The 3,077-nt window shown below is 32.7% G+C and carries 5 protein-coding genes; all 5 read left to right on the top strand.

Translation table 11 applies throughout. From position 1 onward, the window contains the following. Positions 1–278, top strand: a 278-nt coding sequence (locus tag KPC_RS18690; RefSeq protein ID WP_146196668.1) for a LysM peptidoglycan-binding domain-containing protein, incomplete at its 5' end; no start/stop codon positions are given. A 1-nt stretch (position 279) separates the two neighbouring features. Next, positions 280–1,335: a hypothetical protein gene (locus tag KPC_RS18685; protein WP_121975833.1), complete on the top strand. Its 1,056-nt coding sequence runs from the start codon at positions 280–282 to the stop codon at positions 1,333–1,335. Between the two features lie 24 nt (positions 1,336–1,359). Further along, the gene (locus tag KPC_RS18680; protein WP_121975832.1) at positions 1,360–2,253 is read left to right on the top strand and encodes a tetratricopeptide repeat protein; all 894 of its coding nucleotides are present in this window, start codon (positions 1,360–1,362) and stop codon (positions 2,251–2,253) included. Between the two features lie 18 nt (positions 2,254–2,271). Then, on the top strand, positions 2,272–2,745 hold the full coding sequence (locus KPC_RS18675; RefSeq protein WP_121975831.1) for a hypothetical protein: 474 nt from the start codon (positions 2,272–2,274) through the stop codon (positions 2,743–2,745). Between the two features lie 38 nt (positions 2,746–2,783). Next, positions 2,784–2,993 (top strand): hypothetical protein, encoded by a 210-nt coding sequence (locus KPC_RS18670; RefSeq protein WP_228212333.1) that lies wholly within the window; start codon positions 2,784–2,786, stop codon positions 2,991–2,993. The last annotated feature ends 84 nt before the right edge of the window (positions 2,994–3,077 follow it).

The raw sequence follows: 3,077 nt of genomic DNA, 5'->3' as shown, positions 1-3,077 counted from the left end.
ATATTAATCACCATAATTGCAGAGAATATATTTTTATAAGCCCTAAAGTTAAAACTAATCTCTCATTATTAGAAGAAGGGCGAAAAGGCGATTATTTAAGAGCCGGGCATATAGTAAAAGAGGGTGAAAGTATACAATCAATAGCAAATAAATATTCGGCTAGTACCAATGCAATAATCTCATTAAATTCAGGAATGGAAAATATTGATATAAATGCCAAGTTGGCTAAAGGAGCTTATGTTAAATTACCGAGTTATATAAAAAGAGAGGAGTGGTAAAGTGTCTGAAAATAAACACGAAAATAGTAAAAAAGGTACACCTGTTTATCTTTTGAAACCAGATAATGATTTTCGAAAGGTAGCAGATAAAATTATCAAGGAAACAATTCAAAATCCTAAAAAAAATCCTTTATATGTGATTGCTCCAGTCCAAATAAGCTTAGAGGAAAAAAAGAATATTAAAGAAGAGATTGTGAATAAATATAAAACTGCAGCAAATAAAGCTACAGTGAGTGTAACTAATTATAAAAAGAACCAGAGTAAACAAAAAGAAGAGGATTATGAAAATAAAGGAATGTGGTTAACAGAAATGCAATCTGGTCAGAAGGCTGCTGATTTGTTAATGAACTCCTTAGCAGTGATTGAAGATTCAAATGTAAGAGTCTTTGATTATGAAATTTTTAAGCGAGATTTTGCTAAAGGTAAAGCAGAGTTTGACAAAAAATATAATCGAAGTAAGCCAGCGATTGATCCTAATAATTTGGTTAGTATGCAAATTCAGAAAGCAAAGCAAAGTGTTGCAAGTACTGGGGCTGGATTAAAAAAGGCAACAGCTAATCAGGCAAGAATGTATCATCCACCAGCAGCAGGTAAAGGAGGAGGTCAATTCCAAGGTGGTACTTCAGCTAATATTAAAGTTGAACGGGTGGGTAAAGCAGTACACTCAATTGGTAAAGGAGTTGGTGCAGCTGGTACTTTTTTAGATTCCTATGAAGCTGCAACTTACTTTGCTAAAAGAAAGCCAGCAGAAGGTACTGCAAAAGTTGCAAGTATCGGAGGTTCAATGTATGGGAGTGGTGTCGCTGTTGGTATAGCAGGAAAAGTTTGTCCTAAAATGGTGAAAGGAGCTAAAAAACCAGTTGGTTTAGCTGTCGCAGGGTTAAGTTGTTTTGGTGTCTTATGGTATGCCGGAGATAAAGCTGGAGGTGATATTGCGGAAGGATTGATAATGGATATGGTCAGTATGACACCTGAAGAAAAAAAAGAATATCATAAAAGATTGGAGGAAGAGTATGGCGTTGGAATGTATGAAGAACATACACTTTCAAGTGATTAACCTTTGAATTTATGGATTGATGTAATGAAATTACGTATCTTATTAATATTATCTATTATTTTTACTTCGGCATGTAGTGAGGGAAGTAATAGTAGGATTTCAGATTTACAGTCAAAGGATTCAGCTTTTAAATCAGAAGAAGATGTTAAAATATCCGCAGGAAAGAATGATCCACAAGCTTTATATTTACTTGCATCAAATTATGCAACTAATAGTGATGCCTTTGAAGACCAAAAAAAGGCATTTGAGTTATTTGAAAAGTCTGCAAATCTTGGAAATGATGAAGCAATGTTGCAGCTTGGTTTAATATATCAGGATGGATCAAGTTATATTAAAATTAATAATGAAAAAGCATTATATTGGTACAAGAAAGCAGCAGAAAAAAATAATCCTACTGCTTTACATAATGTTGGTGTAGCTTATTATGAAGGTATTGGTGCTATTCAAAATAAGAAAATAGCTTATGAATATTTTTACAAAGCAGCAAGATTAGGTTTTTTGCAATCGCAAAAAATTATAGCATATCAATTATATACTGGTGACGGAGTAAAGAAAGATTTAAAAGAGTCCTTTTTTTGGTCTCAGAAAGCAGCTGAACAAGGTGATATTAAAGCTCAAAATAATGTAGCTCTTAATTATGAAAAGGGAGAAGGTGTTCAAAGAGATCCAGTACAATCATTAAACTGGTTTGTAAAATCTGCAAATAATGGTAATCCTGAAGCACAATATAATGCTGCTTTAAAATATTATATCGGGAATGGAACTCCTCAAAATTTTAGTAAATCCATTGAATATGCTGAAAAATCAGCAAATTCTGGAAATAAACCTGCGATACAATTACTTGTTAATATTTATTCTGATGAAAAGAATCCAAAATACAATACAGCAAAGGCAAATTATTGGAAATCTAAACTTTAAAGCATACAAGGCAGAGTGGTGAATCTTAATATTAAAAACTCCACCTTAAATTTATTGGGAAAACATGGAGATAAGCAAGTTATTGCCTCATCCCTTTTTAGCGCAATTTCTGGTAGTCTATCTCTAGCATCTCAAAGTATTTTTTTAGCTTCTCGAAGCAAGCTGAATGTACATGCATTTAATATGCGTGTGGGTGATAAGGTGTGTATAGGTCAGTTTCATAGAGTTTTATTTGAGGAAACCGAATATGTAATCTGTGTTGCCAGAAAGCTTGATAATGGTTTTTATGAACCCTATACGGTATTAAGTCCCGTGTCTGGCTTACTGCATATGCAGGTCGAAATGGGAACAGCCGTAAAACCTCATGATTTGACTATAGTTGCTCTAGCTAAGTTTTTATTTATTATTGTATTTTGTGTGGCTTTGTTTTTTACATACATGGCAAAGGAATCTTTTTGGGAAAGTCTATTTGAAAATTTAATTATTTTTTAGGAGCTTATGTTGTCATCATAAGTGTTTTCTGGATTGTTTTGAGAACAGGAAGGCATTTTGCACTTAAATCTGAAAAAGTATTTGAAATGTATGGATTTGATGATTATCAAGATATTCGATTAGCTCCTGCAAGATACCTGAGCGATACCGATAAATTATTATTAGAATCAGTCTATGATTATCGAAAAGTCATTGAAAAAGATCCATATCCTGAAAGTTATATTAATCAGGATCAAGAAGAAAGATAACTTCTAGTTCAGGGGTAATATAATTTAAAAAGTTTAACTATCCAAAATCAAATGATCTGGATAGTTACAGCTAGTATTAATAAC

The organism is Acinetobacter stercoris, from assembly GCF_900323515.1.
Classification (GTDB): Bacteria; Pseudomonadota; Gammaproteobacteria; order Pseudomonadales; family Moraxellaceae; genus Acinetobacter; species Acinetobacter stercoris.
This window is presented reverse-complemented; position numbering and strand designations above follow the sequence as displayed.